Genomic DNA, 14461 nt, shown 5'->3' on the forward strand with positions numbered 1-14461 from the left:
CGAATCAACGTCTGGCCAAGGCCAGAACCTGAAAAATCAACCCGATGGCGATACCCGCCAACAGAGCCAGAGGAGGCAGCCGCCACAGGGCAAAGCCCAGCGACAACGCCGCAAATACCAATACCCACTTCAGCACCATCGCCAGCACCAGCCGCACCATGGCGATACCGGCCGCCTGGATGCCGCCACCGAGCGCGGTACGTGCCGCCACCCAACCACCCAGCACCGTCGCAAACCCGGTCAATGCCAGACCGGCAGAGTAACGGGGACCGACCAACAGCAACCCCAGACTGGTTATAGCTACGGCGGCAAGCGGATATACCGCAGCGCGCAGCATCAACCGCCGACCCGCGTCAACGGAGTTCAGCACTACGGTTACCTTACGTGTGAATGAGTGGGAAGCGCAGTTGCGCCTCGTCGAGCCGCGAAAGTATAGCAATGGGACAAATTGCGAGACAACCGGCAAAGGTCATTCGTTGTTGCGACGCACCATGTGACGGCAGCGGCAACGGGTGGGAACTTTGCCACAAACCGACGGTCATAACCGGCGAGGCCTGCACATCCTCGTCGAAAGGTCGCGCCGCAGGCCGCGTCTGGGGGCCCCGGGAAACCGGGGCTCCTGCTTTTTACGCATTTTGTCGCACCCTGACACTTTCCCATCCGCGGTCCAATCCGCTGCGGTGCACGACCACTCGCTTCGCCAGCGCGCGAACGAGCGATGGCCCGGCGACATCAGGAGTCACTTTGCGCACTCTGCGCAGTCGAACGTACCGCAGGGTATGCACTGCCGCACACTTTGGGCCCATCGCGACCGGCAGCGTTTTCAGGTCCGAATAGCGGCGGCGCCTGTGCTTGTTGGCATTGCGGACCGTTTTGTCCGATTGCTATGCGCACCTTCACGGTCATGCGACGGGTTCTTCACTTTTGGACGACGCCGCCTTATCGAACATGCGCCGCACTGGCTCAACGGCCTGACCATTCCAAGAATTCGGAGCTCCCCATGAAACACCTTCTCGCACTGGCGATCCCGTGCGTTCTGGCCGTCGGCTATGTCGCGCCCGCACACGCCGAAGATACCGACGACCGCTTCCAGCTTCGCCTCGGTGCGATGAACGTCGACAACGACAACACCATCCGTGGCAACACGCTGGTGGCTGGCAATAACGTGTCGGTCAACGAAGACTTCAAGCTCGGCGGCAAGGAATGGGAGCCGCGCGTGGATGGCGTGTTCCGCATCAGCACCCGTCAGCGCCTGATCTTCGATTACTTCAAGTACGACAAGGACCGCCGCGAGACCCTGACCCAGGATCTGAGCGCCGGTGGCGTGACCGTGCCGACCGGCAGCTTCATCAAGGGCGAGCTGAAGTACCAGGTTGCGACCCTGGTGTACGACTACTCGGTGATCGACACCCCTGAATTCAGCCTCGGCCTGCAGATCGGTGCCGAGTACGCCAAGGTCGAAGCCAATGCGTATGCCGATCTGGGCAGCGTGTTCTCCGGCGACGTGCTGGACGAAAGCGAAGACGGCGCCGCGCCGGTGGTGGGTATCCGCTTCACCGCACGCCCAAGCGAGCATTGGCTGTTCAACGTGCAGGGCCAGTACCTCAACACCAGCTGGGGCGACTTCGGCGACTACGACGGTGACCTGAGCCGCGCCAACGCGATGGCCGAATACCGCTTCACCAAGAACTTCGGCATCTTCGCCGGCTACGACTGGTTCAAGCTCGACGTCGACCAGCGCGGCAGCGACGGCCTGATCGGCCTGAAGCAGGAGTTCAAGGGCCCGGTTGCAGGCGTGACGTTCGCGTTCTGATTCTTTCGGGCCCCCGGTACCCGGGACCCGCAAAAGCAGCCTCATACAGAACCCCGCAGCGATGCGGGGTTCTGTCGTTTTACGGATGCATGGCAAGTAACCGACGCGGCTGCAACCCATGGCAGCAGCGGACACACGCTCAGGGCGGCTTGGTCGCACCCGCGACCAACAGATGCCGGTGCGTGGTGCAGTAGCACTCGTCGTGCCAACCGTAGTGGGGATCGGTGCAGATCGCATGCTGCACCGTTGCCGGCAGCGACGCCACGTCGCTGCGCAAGTCGCGCTTCAGCGAGACGAACACCGAGCCCGGATGTGGCCAGTCGGTTCGCTGCGGCGGCTCGGCGATACGGTTACCACTGGCCAGTTCGCGCTGCAGCAGCGCCTGCAGTTCAGGACACAGATTGCCCTGCCCCATGACGACCTCCATGCGTCGACTCACCACCGCAACGACCGCACCACACGTGGCGGCACGGCCGTGCGGAACGGCGCTTACTTCTTCTTGGGGATGTACAGGTCGGTGATGGTGCCGTCGTAGACCTCGGCCGCCATGCCGACCGATTCGCTCAGGGTCGGATGCGCGTGGATGGTGTGGCCGATGTCTTCGGCTTCGGCGCCCATCTCGATGGCCAGGCCGATTTCGGCCAGCAGGTCACCGGCGTGCACGCCGACGATGGCACCACCGATCACGCGATGGGTCTCTTCGTCGAAGATCAGCTTGGTGAAGCCTTCGGTGCGGCCGATGCCGATCGCACGGCCGCTGGCGGCCCACGGGAACTTGGCCACGCCGACCTTCAGGCCCTTAGCCTTGGCTTCGGTTTCGGTGACGCCGACCCAGGCGATTTCCGGGTTGGTGTAGGCCACCGACGGAATCACCCGCGCCACCCATTCCTTCTTCTCGCCGGCAGCCACTTCGGCGGCCAGCTTGCCTTCGTGGGTGGCCTTGTGCGCCAGCATCGGGTTACCGACGATGTCGCCGATGGCGAAGATGTGCGGCACGTTGGTGCGCATCTGCCGGTCGACCGGGATGAAGCCGCGCTCGGTGATGGTGACGCCGGCCTTCTCCGCGCCGATCTTCTTGCCGTTGGGCGTACGGCCCACGGCGACCAGCACGCGATCGTAGGCGGTGGCCTGCAGACCCGGCTTTTCGCCTTCCACCGCCGCTTCGAACGACACGGTGATGCCGCTGGTGTCAGCCTTGACGTCGGTGGCCTTGGTCTTGAGATGGACTTCCACGCCCTGCTTCTTCAGGCGGTCGGCCAGCGGCTTGACCAGGTCCTTGTCGGCGCCCGGCATCAGCTGGTCCATGAACTCGACCACGGTGACCTTGCTGCCGAGCGCGCTGTACACCGTGGCCATTTCCAGGCCGATGATGCCGCCGCCGACCACCAGTAGGGTCTTGGGAATGTCGTGCAGCTCCAGCGCGTCGGTGGAGTCCATCACGCGCTTGTCGTCCCACGGGAAGTTGGGCAGCTTCACCGCCTGCGAGCCTGCCGCGATGATGCAGTGCTCGAAACGCAGCAGCTGGGTCTTGCCGTCGTCGCCGACGATCTCCAGCTCGTTGGGCGAGACGAAGCTGGCCACACCGGTGACGGTGCGTACCTTGCGCTGCTTGGCCATGCTGGCCAGGCCGCCGGTGAGCTTGCCGACCACTTTTTCCTTGTACTCGCGCAGCTTGTCCAGGGTGATCCTGGGCTGGCCGAAGTCCACGCCGAAATCGCCGGCATGGGCGACCTCGTCGATCACCGCTGCCGCATGCAGCAGCGCCTTGGACGGAATGCAGCCCACGTTGAGGCAGACGCCGCCGAGGCTGGCGTAGCGCTCGATCAGCACCGTGTCCAGGCCCAGATCGGCCGCGCGGAACGCGGCGGTATAACCACCGGGGCCGGCGCCGAGCACCACCATCTTGCATTCGATATCGGCGGGCTTGCCGCTGGCCAGTGCCGGCTTGGGCGCTGCCGGCTCGACCGGAGCGCGATGCGATGGTGTCACCGGCGGCTTGCTGCCCGGAGCGGCGGCAGGCGCTGCAGCGGCCGGGGCAGCCTTGGTGTCGGCCTTGGCAGGCGCTGCCGGCGCGGCGGCCTCGCCTTCGGTCTCGAGCAGCAGCACGACCGCACCTTCGGAAAGGTTGTCGCCCACCTTGACCTTGAGTTCCTTGACCACACCGGCGGCCGAGGACGGCACTTCCAGCGTGGCCTTGTCCGATTCCAGCGTCACCAGGCCCTGGTCCTTGGCCACGCTGTCGCCCACGGCGACCAGCACTTCGATGACGGGGACATCGCTGTAATCGCCGATGTCGGGAACCTTGATTTCAATGACCGCCATTTGCTTCTCCTGTGGCTCAACCGGCCGTGCCGGCAAGCGTCTGCTGAAGTTCATCCAGCGACGATTCGATTTGGGTCCAGCGCTTGTCGCGCTTCTTTTCCTTGCCGTCGCTGGCTTCGATCAGCAGCGCGGCCTGTTGCAGCAGCAGCTCGCCGGCACCGCAGCTCGGGCGCGTGCCGCTGTAGCGCACGCCCTCGACCTGGAACGACACCACCTCGCCCTCGGTCACCGGTGCAGTACGGCCGGTCGGCGCCAGCTGGGTGAGTGCAGCGGTCCAGTTGCTGACCAGGCGCCTGGCCAGGGCCGCCGGAATCGGGATCTCGACCGTTTCCGGGGTCTGTTCGGTACGGAACTGCACGCTGCCGCGATCGGCCTGACTGACCCAGCTGTAGACGCGCTCGTCGGCGCGGCTGTGCCGCAGGGTCCAGTCGGTGCCGTCCTTGCCCGGCACCAGCGACACGCCGCTCTCCACCCCACGTGTGGGCAGGGTCAGCAACGACAAGGCCGGCTTGCTGGCGCCATCGAGCAGCGTGGTCACCGCAGTGCCGTAGTTGCCTACTGCCGGCGGCCAGCCGCGCCCGAGCGTGCTGTCGCACTCGCGCGCCACGGCACAGGTCCACGGCACCGCGCCAAGCAGGGCGATCGTCAGCAGCGCAGGCTTCACAGCAGGACGCGACGCATGTCGGCCAGCACCTGGCTGAGGTAGGTGGTGAAGCGGGCCGCCAGCGCGCCGTCGATGACGCGGTGGTCGTAGCTCAGCGACAACGGCAGCATCAGCTTGGGCGAGAAGTCCTTGCCGTTCCAGACCGGCTGCATCGCCGACTTGGACACGCCCAGGATCGCCACTTCCGGCGCATTGATGATGGGCGTGAACGCGGTGCCGCCGATGCCGCCGAGCGAGCTGATCGAGAAGCAGCCGCCGCTCATGTCGGCCGGGCCCAGCTTGCCGTCGCGCGCCTTCTTGGCCAGCTCGCCGCTTTCCTGGGCGATCTGCAGCACGCCCTTCTTGTCGACGTCGCGGATCACCGGCACCACCAGGCCATTCGGCGTATCGGCCGCGAAGCCAATGTTGATGTACTTCTTCAGCGTGAGGTTTTCGCCGGCCGCATCCAGCGAGGCGTTGAACTCGGGGAATTTCTTCAGCGCTGCGGCACTGGCCTTGACCAGGAAGGCGAGCATGGTGAGCTTGATGCCCGCCTTCTCGTTTTCCTTGTTGAGGGCAACGCGCAGGGCTTCCAGGTCGGTGATGTCGGCCGATTCGAACTGGGTGACGTGCGGAATCATGGCCCAGTTGCGCGCCAGGTTGGCACCGGAAATCTTCTTGATGCGCGACAGCGGCTGGGTTTCGGTGTCACCGAACTTACTGAAGTCCACCTTCGGCCAGGCCAGCAGGTTCAGGCCGTTGCCACCACCGGCCGGGGCAGCGCCGGCTGCGGCAGGTGCGCCGCCGCTGAGTGCGGCCTTGACGAAGCGCTGCACGTCCTCACGGGTGATGCGGCCGCCCTTTTCACTGCCCTTGATCTGGCTCAGGTCCACGCCGAGTTCACGTGCAAACACGCGCACCACCGGGCTGGCATACGGCACCTTGGAGGGCAGCACGCTGTCGGCATCGAAGGTCACCGGCGGGCTGCTCGGGTTGCCGGCCGACTGGCCGCCCTGCGCGGCACCGGCCGGCTGCGACGGGCCGCTGGAACGGGCACCCTGCACCTGCGCGATTTCGCGCTGGGCCAGCTTGTCCGGCTCGGCAGAGACGGCGACCGGCTCGACCTTGCCCGCCGTCTCGGCGGTGTCGGTGGTGGGCTTGGCCGGGGACTGGGCCGCACCGGCGCCGCCATCGCTGGCGGCGATGATCGCCACCACATTGCCCTGCGACAGGGTGTCGCCGACCTTGACCTTGAGCTCCTTCACCACGCCCGCAGCCGAGGACGGCACTTCCATCGTGGCCTTGTCCGACTCCAGCGTGACCAGGCTCTGGTCCTTGGCAACGGTGTCGCCCACGGCGACCAGCACTTCGATCACCGGGATGTCGGTGTAGTCGCCGATGTCGGGCACGGTGGCCTCGATCAGGCCGCCTTCCGAACCGGCCGCCGGTGCAGCCGGCTCGGCCTTGGCGGCAGGTGCCGGCGCCGCAGCGGGCGCGGCCTTGGCGGGCGCGGCGGCGGGGGCCGGCTTGGCGGCGGTGCCTGCGCCGGCATCGGCCACTTCGATCAGCGCCACCAGGGCGCCCTGCGACAACGAATCGCCGACCTTGACCTTGATCTCCTTGACCACGCCGGCCACCGACGAGGGCACTTCCATCGTGGCCTTGTCCGATTCCAGCGTGACCAGGCTCTGGTCCTTGCTGACCGTATCGCCGACGGACACCAGCACCTCGATTACCGGGACGTCGCTGTAGTCACCGATATCGGGGACAAGTGCTTCCTTGATTTCGGCCATACGGGGAACTCCGGCAACAGATGGGGAAACCCCTATTGTGGCCGGCTGCGGGCCGCAGCGCCAACCATTGCCGCGGAAAAAATCGCGCGCCCGGCAGGATGCAGCGTCCGCACGCGCACCTGCACGCTTATTTCGACATGCGCCGATCCACCCGCAACAGTTGTAGTGGCTCGCCCGAGGGCAAACGATACGCCAGCGCATTGTCCAGCGCATCGAGGGCGTGGACCCGTGTGCACAGCTGCTGCGCGCGAGGCCGCAATGCACGCGCCCGCGGCTCGACCATGCGCTCGATGCGCGCTTGCAGGCCATCGAGCGAGCGCAGCTGCGCATCGTTTCCGGTCAGTGCCGACTGCACCGCCGCGGCGATCACATCGCCGATCAGCTGCGGCAGCAGCTCGGCAACCAGCGCACCGATCTCCTGGTCGATATCGATGGGCGTGAGCTGGCGCTTGCTGAAGCTTTGCGTCAAACGCAGGTCCAGCTTCTCGCGCACGCCCGCCAGCTGCCTGCGGGTTTCCTCCGGACTGCGACTGAAGCCGGCCGCCACCTCACCCAGCGCCGCGAGCGCGATATCGGCGGCGTCGCGCCCGACGTCCTGCACCAGTGGCACCACCTCGCGCGTCTGGCGCTCGAACTGGATCAGCCGAGTGCGGTCGTCAGCGCTCAGCGCAACCCAGCGGTCGTCCACGAACAATGCGCCCTGGCGCATCACCAGGCGCTGCGGCGCACCGGCGGCACGGATCAGCACGACGCTGCGCGCAGTGAGCGTGAGCTCGTAATCGCTGCTGACATTGCAGTGCAGCTCCGCCGCAGCAGCCACTGGCACTGCACCGAACGACGCCAGGGCCAGCGCGGCCAGTCCCGTCATTGCATGCCTGATCGCCATTGCGTCGCTCCCGTGTGCTGCCTGCACTGTGCCGCCCCTGCCTCCGCTGCACCTGTGCCAGAGGCTGGCGTGACTGATGGCGACCGCCGCCGTACCTGCGCGCTCTGTGTGTTGCACCGGTTGCAGACCAGCGGCGATACGCTGGCGTGTGGCTTACTTCAACGCATCACGCACGGGTTGCCATGCCTGACACAGGCGCGGCAACGACCAGGCAGCATTGGCCGGGCTGGTGGAAGGCAAGGCCAGCATCGGCACCGCGCGCGCCTGCTCCGGGAGCAGGGGGTGCACATGCCGCTGCCAGGCCTTGGCGGCAGCGGCGCCATTGCAGGCCACCAGGCGCAGTTGCGGCAACGTGGACAGCAACGTGGGCAGCGGGTTGATCACGACGCTGTCGGCAACGATGGCGGTGTCCAGGCTGCCGGGACGCACGCACTGGCCGATCACGTCCCACAGACCGAGGCCGCCGTGAAGCAGTGCCTGCATGCGCAAGGCATAGGGAAAGGCCGCATCGATGCCCAACAGGGCATGCATGACAGGCCAGAACCGATTACGCGGATGCGCGTAGTAGCAACCAGCATCCAGCGAGGCGATGCCGGGCATCGAGCCGAGCACCAGCACGCGACAATCGTTACGAACGTGCGCTGGCAAGCCCTCACATGTGCCGTTTTTCGTCACGGCATTCGCATCTGCGTGAATGTCTTTTTCTGCCTGCATCGTGCAACCACGGCCTTCTTGGGAATGTTCCTGAACAAACGAAATTTTAGCGAGCCGCAGGTGGGCGTGGATTCAGATTTTTAGGAATAGTTTTGGCGCGGCCCACTCCACGGGCCTAACAACAAGACGAGGAGATCCTCATGCGTTCCATTTCCATCCTGAGCCTGGCTGCTGTATCTGCACTTGCGATTGCACCGTCCGCGTTCGCGCAGGACACCACCTATTCCAGTGACACCTCCTCGACTTCCTCCACTGCTGAAACTGCCTCCGGCAAGCATTGGGCCGTGGTCGGTGGCGTGGCATTGCTGAACCCGAAGAACGATCCGGCTCCGGGCCTGGACGTCGATGGCGGCCCGGCACCGACGCTGAGCGCCAGCTACTACATCAACGACAACTGGGCCGTTGAACTGTGGGGCGCTGCCGACAAGTTCAACCACCGCGTCAACGCCGATGGCGTGGGCAAGGTCGGTACCGTCGAGCAGCAGCCGATCGCCATCAGCGGCCAGTACCACTTCGGCGAAGCCGACAACGTGTTCCGTCCGTTCGTGGGCGTGGGCTACTACGAGTCGAACTTCAGCAACGAGAAGATCGACGCGGCCTCGCCGAGCGGCCAGCACGTCGGCGTGGATACCGCCAAGGGCGTGATCGGCACCGTCGGTGTGGACATGAACATCAACTCCACCTGGTTCGCACGCGCCGACGCCCGCTACATGCGTTCGCGTCCGGAACTGCGCGTTGGCGGCCAGGGCACCGGCAGCGAGCTGGAACTGGATCCGTGGACCGTCGGCTTCGGCATCGGCGCGCGCTTCTAAGCACGCACCTGCCGTACGCAATGTGTCAGTTGACGAAAGACGGGCCGCAAGGCCCGTTTTTTGTGCGCGTCGCTTGCGCGTTGCGCGGTCGCGGTACCTGCCCCGCGCGTTGGCTTGGCCGGTGGCGACATCGGGGTGCCCAGGCGGCGGGTGACCGGTGCGCAGCTCGCCCATCAGCGCACGGGCGATGGCCACGGCAACGCCGCAGCAGCGTTGATCGTCGCGCAGGCAGTGGAGCGTGGCGCTGCCTTCAACGCCAGTAGACGCTGCCGCGCAGGCGCGCGGTGCGCCACCGCCACCACAACAGGGTGGCGTAGGCCAGCGCGTAGCCGAGCAGCACGCCGGCTGCGCCGAGCAGGCTGGCGTGGCTGAGCCAGCCGTCCACCGGCCACGTGGCGCCCTGCCAGGTACTGCGCCAGCCCTGCACCATCCCGGCGATCACCCGCACCACCACCAGCGCCGTCAAGCCCAGCACCAGCCACAGATTCGGCCGATAGAACAGGCCCTGCGCGGTGCGCTCGAAGCGGGTCAGGCGCAAGGCCAGCACGCCCAGCGCCAGCCCGCAGGCCCATCCGAACGCGGCATGGCTGATCGCGCCGGGCCAGAACGCGGCGGCGATCAGGGTAAATACCACGAACAGCGCGCTGGATAGCCCGGCCGAAACCAGGTTGACCATCAGCAGCCAGCCCCGTGCCTGCCGGCGTGCGGTACCGACCCTGAAGCGCTGCAGCAGCGACAACGGCAACAACACTGCGAATACCGCCAACGCAATGATCACGGCCAGTGGAATGGCAAGCAGCAGGGGCATCGAAGGCACGGCCTGGACAAAGGAGCCGACCACGCTACTACGCCTGCGTCAGGTGCGCGTGTTCGTCTGCCAGCCGATGTGTGGCTGCGCCCGCATGTGGGCAGACGCAGGCATGGTGCGTGTTGCTCAGAACGCAGGCAGTACCGCGCCCTTGTACTTCTGCTCGATGAAGGCCTTCACTTCCGGGCTGGTCAGCGCCTTGGCCAGTTTCTGCACGCGCGGGTCGTCCTTGTTGTCCGCTCGCGCCACCAGGAAGTTGACGTAGGGCGACTCCTTGCTTTCGATCGCCAGGGCATCGCGGGTCGGATTGAGCCCGGCATCCAGCGCATAGTTGGTGTTGATCAGCGCCAGGTCGACCTGATCCAGCACGCGCGGCAGCATTGCCGAATCCAGCTCGCGGAATTTGAACTGCTTGGGGTTGTCGACGATATCCCGCTGGGTCGACAGCGCATTGCTCGGGTCCTTGAGTTTGATCACGCCGGCCTTGTCGAGCAGGATCAGCGCGCGGCTGTTGTTGCTGGGGTCGTTGGGGATCACCACATCGGCACCGGTGGGCAGGTCGGCCAGCGCCTTGAAGCGGCGCGAGTACGCACCGAACGGCTCGATATGCACGCCGACCACAGTCACCAGCTGGCTCTTGCGGTCGCGGTTGTACGCGTCCAGGTAGGGCTCGGTCTGGAAATAATTGACGTCGATCTGCTTCTGCACGACCTGGTCGTTGGGCTGCACGTAATCGTTGAAGACGCGCACGTCCAGTGTCAGGCCCTGCTTGGCCAGCAGCGGTTCGACCACTTCCAGGATCTCGGCATGCGGCACCGCCGTGGCCGCCACGGTGAGGGTGTCGCCGCCACTGCTGCCGCCGGTGCCGCCGCAGGACGCCAACGCCAGCGTGGCCGCAGCCAGGAGGGAACGAAACGCGAATGTGCTCATGTAGGGATCCGTGGGAGGAGGAGTGCGGAAAGGCCGCAGACGTTAAACCTAGCAGACCGTGGCGGCGGCGGCGATGCAGCGCGCCGCGGCAACGCGCGGCGCACGACGCCATGCAGACAGTCCCGCGGATTGCCCCACCGCGGCCAGCGCGGCCATGGCCAGGGCGCACGACCAGCGTCCGCCGCCCCGCCCCTGCCTTGCGCGGCTCAGCGCCGGCTGTAGTGCGCCACCAGGCGGTCGCCCAGCATCTGCAGCAGCTGCACCAGCACCAGCAGGGCGATGACGGTGATCAGCGCCACATCTGCATGCGAGCGCATGTAGCCCTCGCGGTAGGCCACATCGCCCAGCCCGCCGGAACCGATCGCACCGCCCATGGCGGTGAAGCCGATCAGCGCGATGGTGGTGACGGTGGCGCCGGCGATCAGGCCGGGGCGCGCTTCGGGCAGCAGCACCCGCAGCACCAGCTGGCGGGTGGTGGCGCCCATCGCCTGGCTGGCTTCGATGATGCCGCGGTCCACCTCGCGCAGTGCGGTTTCCACCAGGCGCGCATAGAACGGCGCGGCACCGACCACCAGCGGCAGGATCGCGCCGCGCACGCCCAGCGAGGTGCCCATCAGCATCAGCGTGAGCGGAATCATCGCGATCATCAGGATGATGAAAGGCACCGAGCGCAGCAGGTTGATCACCAGCGCCAGCGCGCCGTACAGCACCGGACGGCGGCGCAGCTGCGGCGCGCCGCACAGGAACAGCGCCACGCCCAGCGGCAGGCCGATCAGCAGGGTCAGCGGCAGCGCGCCGGCCAGCATCAACAAGGTGTCCAGGGTCGCCTGCCCGATGTCGCCCCACTTGGCGGCATCGAGATTGCGGAAGAAACCGCCGGCAGCGGCAACGATCGGGTTCATACGCGCAGATCCTCCACATGCACGCCGGCGGCGACGAAGCCGGCGCGTGCAGCGTTCTGGTCGCCGCCGGTCAGCGCGACGACGAGCTGACCGTAGGGGGTGTCCTTGATGCGATCCACGCGCCCGGACAGGATGTTGTAGTCCACCCCGGTCTCGCGGGCGATGCGGCCCAGCACGGGTTCGTAGGTGCCGTTGCCCAGGAAGGTGAGCCGCACGATGCGCCCGCCGACCGCGGCGAAATCGCGGTGCAGTTCGGCTTCGTCCACATGTTCGGCTTCGGACACGAAGCGCCGGGTGGTGGCGTGTTTGGGGTGCAAAAAGACCTCGGTGACCGGACCGGTTTCCACCAGATGGCCCGCATCCAGCACGGCCACGCGGTCGCAGACGCGGCGGATCACGTCCATCTCGTGGGTGATCAGCACGATGGTCAGGCCCAGCTCGCGGTTGATCTGCGCCAGCAGCTGCAGCACCGAGGCGGTGGTCTGCGGGTCCAGTGCGCTGGTGGCCTCGTCGCACAGCAGGATCTGCGGCCGGGTGGCCAGCGCGCGCGCAATGCCGACGCGCTGCTTCTGTCCGCCGGACAGTTGTGCCGGATACTTGTTGGCGTGGTCCTGCAGGCCCACCCGGGCCAGCAGCTCGGCCACCCGCGCATCGATCTCCGCGCGCGGCGTGCCGGCCAGTTCCAGCGGGAAGGCCACGTTGCCGGCCACGGTGCGCGAGGACAGCAGATTGAAGTGCTGGAAGATCATGCCGATGCGCCGGCGCAGGGCGCGCAGGCCCTGGCTGTCCAGCGCGGTGACGTCTTCGTCGCCGATCAGCAGGCGGCCGCCGCTGGGTTCTTCCAGCCGGTTGATCAGCCGGATCAGGGTGGATTTGCCGGCACCGGAATGGCCGATGATGCCGAACACCTCGCCGGGGCCGATCCGCAGATCGAGCGGATGCAGCGCCACGATCTGGCGACCGTCAACGGAATAGGACTTGTGCAGGCGCTGAAACTGGATCACCGCGCGTGGCCGATTGGGGGGTCGTGAAGCCTACCAGTCAATGTTTAGGGCCGTCATTCCATTAGGTTCTAACGGTTGGGATTCGGGAGTCGGGATTTGGGATTCGCAAAGGCGACGCCCCTCGCCTTTGCGAATCCCAAGCGCCCGCTATCTCCGGCTGCCAAGCGCTAGATCTGGGACTCATCGGAGCGCGCGCGCCTTGCTTTGCCGAATCTCCAATCCCCAATCCCGTTCTCACGGCCGCTCAAGCGGCAACGGCCTGTCAGCCTTGCGTATGCGCTCCCGCCGCAACAAATACAGCCCGCTGGCGACGATGATGCCGGCGCCGGTCCAGGTCCAGCCGTCGGGCAGGGTCTGCCACAGCAGCCAGTCCCAGCCGATCACCCAGACCAGGCCGGTGTATTCCAGCGGTGCGATCATCGAGGCTTCGCCGCGCAGGAAGGCCTGGGTCAGCGCGATCTGCCCCAGCGCCCCGGCCAGGCCCATGCCGGCGATCAGCCAGCCGTGGCGCGGCTGCAGCGGTACCCAGTCGGGGATGGCCAGCAGCCCGGCGCCGATGGCCATGAACAGCAGAAACCACACCACCATCGCCTGCGGGGTGTCGGTGCGGGTCAGCAGGCTCACCGTGACCGCGGCGATGGCATAGGCGGTGGCCGCCAGCAGCACCATCAGGCCGGGCAGCGAGATCAGCCCGTCCACGCCCGGGCGCAGCACCACGATCACCCCGACCAGGCCGATGCCGATCGCCGTCCAGCGCCGCGGCCCGACGTGTTCGCCCAGCAGCGGTACCGAAAGCGCCGCCACCAGCAGCGGGGCAACGAAATACAGCGTGTAGGCGGTGGACAGCGGCATGCGCTTCAGGCCATAGACGAAGCAGCCGATCATCACCATGCCCAGCACCCCGCGCAGCAGATGCAGGCCCCAGCGCACCGGCACGATCGAGCGCGGCCCGGCCGTGGCGAACACCCACACCAGCACGAACGGCAACGAGGCCGCGCCCCGCAACAAGGTGACCTGCAATGGCGGGTAATGTGCCGAGAGCAGCTTCATTCCCGCATCCATCAGCGAGAAGCAGGCCACGGCGGCCACCATCCAGGCGATGGCGGGGAGCGGAGAACGGGTGGTGGGCATGGCCGCATTATCGCCGCCGCGCCCCATCGACCGCCACGCGCCGGTGACGGGCAGCCCGGTGCGATGCCCTAGAATGGCCGCTGTTTTCAGACAGCAGGAGCTTTGCATGCCTTCCTTCGACGTGGTGTCCGAAGTCGACAAGCACGAACTGACCAATGCGGTGGACCAGGCCAACCGTGAACTGGACACGCGTTTCGATTTCAAGGGAGTCGAGGCCAGGTTCGAGCTGGAAGACGGCAAGGTGATCAACCAGTCCGCACCCAGCGATTTCCAGGTCAAGCAGATGACCGACATCCTGCGCGCGCGGCTGCTGGCCCGCGGCATCGACGTGCGCTGCCTGGAGTTTGGCGATGTGGAAACCAACCTGGCCGGCGCGCGGCAGAAGGTCACCGTCAAGCAGGGCATCGAGCAGAAGCAGGCAAAGCAGCTGGTGGCCAAGTTGAAGGAGGCCAAGCTGAAGGTCGAAGCGCAGATCAATGGCGACAAGCTGCGCGTGACCGGCAAGAAGCGCGACGACCTGCAGGACGCCATCGCACTGCTGAAAAAGGCCGATTTCGAGCTGCCGCTGCAGTTCGACAACTTCCGCGACTGAGCGCGGCAGGCATGCCGGTGAACGCGTCGAGCCGCCAGGCCATGCCCGTGGTTGACGTCGGTCGCGTGACGGCGCACCGCCCCTGCTCGCCGCAGGCAGCGTGCGGCAACG

Annotated in this window: 15 protein-coding genes; 3 read left to right on the top strand and 12 right to left on the bottom strand. The window is 66.5% G+C overall.

Annotated elements, in window-relative coordinates:
* Positions 1-4: 4 nt before the first annotated feature.
* Complete coding sequence (locus XnspCFBP7698_RS18710) at positions 5-370, bottom strand: hypothetical protein (RefSeq protein WP_074059361.1); 366 nt, start codon at positions 368-370, stop codon at positions 5-7.
* A gap of 630 nt (positions 371-1000) precedes the next feature.
* Here XnspCFBP7698_RS18710 and XnspCFBP7698_RS18715 point away from each other — a divergent pair.
* Complete coding sequence (locus tag XnspCFBP7698_RS18715) at positions 1001-1813, top strand: hypothetical protein (protein WP_039409218.1); 813 nt, start codon at positions 1001-1003, stop codon at positions 1811-1813.
* A gap of 139 nt (positions 1814-1952) precedes the next feature.
* Here XnspCFBP7698_RS18715 and XnspCFBP7698_RS18720 read toward each other — a convergent pair whose 3' ends face one another.
* The 6 genes from XnspCFBP7698_RS18720 to XnspCFBP7698_RS18745 all read right to left on the bottom strand — a co-directional run bounded on the left by XnspCFBP7698_RS18720 (position 1953) and on the right by XnspCFBP7698_RS18745 (position 8171).
* Positions 1953-2240, bottom strand: a complete 288-nt coding sequence (locus tag XnspCFBP7698_RS18720) for a hypothetical protein (protein WP_104579463.1) — start codon at positions 2238-2240, stop codon at positions 1953-1955.
* 62 nt (positions 2241-2302) lie between these two features.
* Positions 2303-4135 carry a dihydrolipoyl dehydrogenase gene (gene lpdA, locus XnspCFBP7698_RS18725; protein WP_104579464.1) on the bottom strand — a complete coding sequence of 611 codons (1833 nt, stop codon included), beginning with the start codon at positions 4133-4135 and terminating at the stop codon, positions 2303-2305.
* Positions 4136-4151: 16 nt separating this feature from the next.
* Positions 4152-4799 (bottom strand): hypothetical protein, encoded by a 648-nt coding sequence (locus XnspCFBP7698_RS18730; RefSeq protein ID WP_104579465.1) that lies wholly within the window; start codon positions 4797-4799, stop codon positions 4152-4154.
* Entirely contained in the window at positions 4796-6571 is a 1776-nt protein-coding gene (locus tag XnspCFBP7698_RS18735; protein ID WP_104579466.1) for a dihydrolipoyllysine-residue acetyltransferase, read from the bottom strand. The genes XnspCFBP7698_RS18730 and XnspCFBP7698_RS18735 overlap by 4 nt, the downstream gene beginning before the upstream one ends.
* 127 nt (positions 6572-6698) lie before the next feature.
* Positions 6699-7457: a DUF2884 family protein gene (locus tag XnspCFBP7698_RS18740; protein ID WP_104579467.1), complete on the bottom strand. Its 759-nt coding sequence runs from the start codon at positions 7455-7457 to the stop codon at positions 6699-6701.
* A 153-nt stretch (positions 7458-7610) separates the two neighbouring features.
* Entirely contained in the window at positions 7611-8171 is a 561-nt protein-coding gene (locus XnspCFBP7698_RS18745) for a DNA-deoxyinosine glycosylase (RefSeq protein WP_047693897.1), read from the bottom strand.
* 140 nt (positions 8172-8311) lie between these two features.
* Here XnspCFBP7698_RS18745 and XnspCFBP7698_RS18750 point away from each other — a divergent pair, with 140 nt between their 5' ends.
* A complete protein-coding gene (locus tag XnspCFBP7698_RS18750; RefSeq protein ID WP_047693898.1) occupies positions 8312-8983 on the top strand; it encodes an OmpW family outer membrane protein in 672 nt (223 codons plus the stop codon).
* Between the two features lie 250 nt (positions 8984-9233).
* On the opposite strand, the gene XnspCFBP7698_RS18755 is transcribed toward XnspCFBP7698_RS18750, so the two are convergent.
* The 5 genes from XnspCFBP7698_RS18755 to XnspCFBP7698_RS18775 all read right to left on the bottom strand — a co-directional run bounded on the left by XnspCFBP7698_RS18755 (position 9234) and on the right by XnspCFBP7698_RS18775 (position 13758).
* On the bottom strand, positions 9234-9791 hold the full coding sequence (locus XnspCFBP7698_RS18755; protein WP_104579468.1) for a DUF1453 domain-containing protein: 558 nt from the start codon (positions 9789-9791) through the stop codon (positions 9234-9236).
* Positions 9792-9917: 126 nt separating this feature from the next.
* Complete coding sequence (locus XnspCFBP7698_RS18760; protein ID WP_104579469.1) at positions 9918-10721, bottom strand: MetQ/NlpA family ABC transporter substrate-binding protein; 804 nt, start codon at positions 10719-10721, stop codon at positions 9918-9920.
* A 206-nt stretch (positions 10722-10927) separates the two neighbouring features.
* Positions 10928-11623 (bottom strand): methionine ABC transporter permease, encoded by a 696-nt coding sequence (locus XnspCFBP7698_RS18765; RefSeq protein WP_039564295.1) that lies wholly within the window; start codon positions 11621-11623, stop codon positions 10928-10930.
* The gene (locus tag XnspCFBP7698_RS18770; RefSeq protein ID WP_047693900.1) at positions 11620-12627 is read right to left on the bottom strand and encodes a methionine ABC transporter ATP-binding protein; all 1008 of its coding nucleotides are present in this window, start codon (positions 12625-12627) and stop codon (positions 11620-11622) included. Before XnspCFBP7698_RS18770 ends, XnspCFBP7698_RS18765 begins: the two co-directional genes overlap by 4 nt.
* A 234-nt stretch (positions 12628-12861) precedes the next feature.
* Positions 12862-13758, bottom strand: coding sequence for a DMT family transporter (locus tag XnspCFBP7698_RS18775; RefSeq protein WP_047693918.1), 897 nt, complete (start codon positions 13756-13758; stop codon positions 12862-12864).
* Positions 13759-13864: 106 nt separating this feature from the next.
* Here XnspCFBP7698_RS18775 and XnspCFBP7698_RS18780 point away from each other — a divergent pair, with 106 nt between their 5' ends.
* The gene (locus tag XnspCFBP7698_RS18780) at positions 13865-14350 is read left to right on the top strand and encodes a YajQ family cyclic di-GMP-binding protein (RefSeq protein ID WP_047693901.1); all 486 of its coding nucleotides are present in this window, start codon (positions 13865-13867) and stop codon (positions 14348-14350) included.
* Positions 14351-14461: the final 111 nt, after the last annotated feature.

The sequence above is a fragment of the Xanthomonas sp. CFBP 7698 genome, from assembly GCF_003600855.1.
Classification (GTDB): Bacteria; Pseudomonadota; Gammaproteobacteria; order Xanthomonadales; family Xanthomonadaceae; genus Xanthomonas; species Xanthomonas cannabis.

Bases quoted from the DNA above. Each gene is read 5' to 3' on its own strand.
- XnspCFBP7698_RS18715 (WP_039409218.1), top strand. From the start codon at position 1,001: ATGAAACACCTTCTCGCACTGGCGATCCCGTGCGTTCTGGCCGTCGGC.
- XnspCFBP7698_RS18720 (WP_104579463.1), bottom strand. From the start codon at position 2,240: ATGGAGGTCGTCATGGGGCAGGGCAATCTGTGTCCTGAACTGCAGGCG.
- lpdA (WP_104579464.1), bottom strand. From the start codon at position 4,135: ATGGCGGTCATTGAAATCAAGGTTCCCGACATCGGCGATTACAGCGAT.
- XnspCFBP7698_RS18735 (WP_104579466.1), bottom strand. From the start codon at position 6,571: ATGGCCGAAATCAAGGAAGCACTTGTCCCCGATATCGGTGACTACAGC.
- XnspCFBP7698_RS18740 (WP_104579467.1), bottom strand. From the start codon at position 7,457: ATGGCGATCAGGCATGCAATGACGGGACTGGCCGCGCTGGCCCTGGCG.
- XnspCFBP7698_RS18745 (WP_047693897.1), bottom strand. From the start codon at position 8,171: ATGCAGGCAGAAAAAGACATTCACGCAGATGCGAATGCCGTGACGAAA.
- XnspCFBP7698_RS18750 (WP_047693898.1), top strand. From the start codon at position 8,312: ATGCGTTCCATTTCCATCCTGAGCCTGGCTGCTGTATCTGCACTTGCG.
- XnspCFBP7698_RS18755 (WP_104579468.1), bottom strand. From the start codon at position 9,791: ATGCCCCTGCTGCTTGCCATTCCACTGGCCGTGATCATTGCGTTGGCG.
- XnspCFBP7698_RS18760 (WP_104579469.1), bottom strand. From the start codon at position 10,721: ATGAGCACATTCGCGTTTCGTTCCCTCCTGGCTGCGGCCACGCTGGCG.
- XnspCFBP7698_RS18765 (WP_039564295.1), bottom strand. From the start codon at position 11,623: ATGAACCCGATCGTTGCCGCTGCCGGCGGTTTCTTCCGCAATCTCGAT.
- XnspCFBP7698_RS18775 (WP_047693918.1), bottom strand. From the start codon at position 13,758: ATGCCCACCACCCGTTCTCCGCTCCCCGCCATCGCCTGGATGGTGGCC.
- XnspCFBP7698_RS18780 (WP_047693901.1), top strand. From the start codon at position 13,865: ATGCCTTCCTTCGACGTGGTGTCCGAAGTCGACAAGCACGAACTGACC.